This window comes from Rubrimonas cliftonensis (assembly GCF_900107585.1).
GTDB classification, from domain to species: domain Bacteria; phylum Pseudomonadota; class Alphaproteobacteria; order Rhodobacterales; family Rhodobacteraceae; genus Rubrimonas; species Rubrimonas cliftonensis.
The window spans coordinates 1-1403 of record NZ_FNQM01000089.1 but is presented as its reverse complement, the minus strand read 5'-3'; the positions used below and the strand labels follow the sequence as shown (position 1 = coordinate 1403).

Annotated in this window: 3 protein-coding genes; all 3 read right to left on the bottom strand. The window is 71.7% G+C overall.

Annotated features, from left to right (window positions below):
- Nucleotides 1-395: flagellar biosynthesis repressor FlbT (gene flbT, locus BLW43_RS22715; protein ID WP_093257230.1), on the bottom strand; the 395-nt coding region annotated here is incomplete at its 3' end.
- The gene (gene flaF, locus BLW43_RS22710; RefSeq protein WP_093257227.1) at nucleotides 392-766 is read right to left on the bottom strand and encodes a flagellar biosynthesis regulator FlaF; all 375 of its coding nucleotides are present in this window, start codon (nucleotides 764-766) and stop codon (nucleotides 392-394) included. The genes flbT and flaF, both read right to left, overlap by 4 nt.
- Before the next feature lie 87 nt (nucleotides 767-853).
- Nucleotides 854-1403: flagellin (locus tag BLW43_RS22705; RefSeq protein ID WP_281243610.1), on the bottom strand; the 550-nt coding region annotated here is incomplete at its 5' end.

Here is a 1403-nt window from a genome sequence, read left to right as displayed (position 1 = left end):
TCGGGGTTGAGCAGGCGCTCCTCGGTTGGCAGCAGGGTGCGGAGGGCTCGGAGCGCGGGGTAGAAGCGGGCTTCCTCGACATGGGCCAGCGCGCCGCGGAGGGCGAGGATGCTCTCGCTGTCGTCGAAGACGGCGAGCAGCTGGTTGACGCCCAGGATGAGCTGGCGCTGCGCCTCGGCTTCCCCGGCCTCGCCGGCCACCGCCATCTGCGCGATGTAGCAGACCCGCCGCACCGGCGTGTTGACCTCGTGGGGGTGGATCGCGTCGCGCAGCCGCAGCACATGGGCGCCCGGCGTCAGCAGCGTCAGCCGCACCCGGCGGTCGCCGTTCTCGATCACGGCGCCGTTGACCAGCAGCCGTTCGCCCGGCGCGAGCTTGAGCACCAGCCCGTTCATGCCGTGTTCGCCGGCGCGCCGCGCAGCCCCTTCATCACCGCCTGGTTGACGTCGATCAGCGCGTCCACCCCGCCCTCGCCCGCGATCACCGCGAAGGACTGGCGGATCGAGAACACCGCCAGCGACGCGATCTGCGCGCGCAGCGCCTGCGGCAGCCCATTCTCCGGCGCCGCCACGTCGCTGGCCAGCGTCGTCCACAGCCGCACGTTCTGGTTGAGGGCCTCGCAGAGCGGGCCGAAGGCGCCGCCGTTGCGCGCCGCCGACAGCGCGGCGGTCACCCGAAGAAAGACCTGGTATTCCGATTCTCGCGCCGTCTGCGCGCCCCCTGTGCGAGGGCCGTAGGCGGACTGGGCGAGGGCGCTGGCGTTCATGGGTTTCTCCGTCGCGCGCGCAAGGCTTGGGCGGCTTCGACCGCCGGAGGGTCAGGCGGGGGCCGAGGCCCCCGCCCGGGTCGTCGCTTATCGGAACAGCGACAGCAGCGTCTGCGGCTGCTGGTTGGCGATCGACAGCGCCTGGACGCCCAGCTGCTGCTGAACCTGCAGGGCCTGGAGCCGCGCCGAGGTCTCCTCCATGTCGGCGTCGACCAGCGAGCCGATGCCGGCCGTGAGGCTGTCCGTCAGGTCCTTCAGGAAGGTCATCTGGATGTCGACGCGCTTGCCGGACGAACCGAAGGACGCCGCCGCGTTGATCGAGGACTGGGTCATGCCCTCGATCGCCGAGAGCGCCGCCGCCGCGCCGCCCTTGGTGGAGACGTCGATCAGGCCGAGCTCGGCCAGACCGCCGGTCTGCGCGCCGTTCACGGCGAGCTCCGTGGTGCGGCCGGTGGTCGCCGTCACCGAGATGCCCCCCGAAGCGTTGTCGAAGGTCATGTTGCCGAACAGCGCGGTGGCGGCGGTGTTCAGCGCGGTGGTGATGTTGGCCTGCGTTGAGATGTTGGCCAGGTCCGTCGTCGCAGCCGCGCCAGTCTCGGCGGTGGCGTACGCCTCCAGCTGGACCGCCATGGCGCGG

Bases quoted from the DNA above. Each gene is read 5' to 3' on its own strand.
- flaF (WP_093257227.1), bottom strand. From the start codon at position 766: ATGAACGCCAGCGCCCTCGCCCAGTCCGCCTACGGCCCTCGCACAGGG.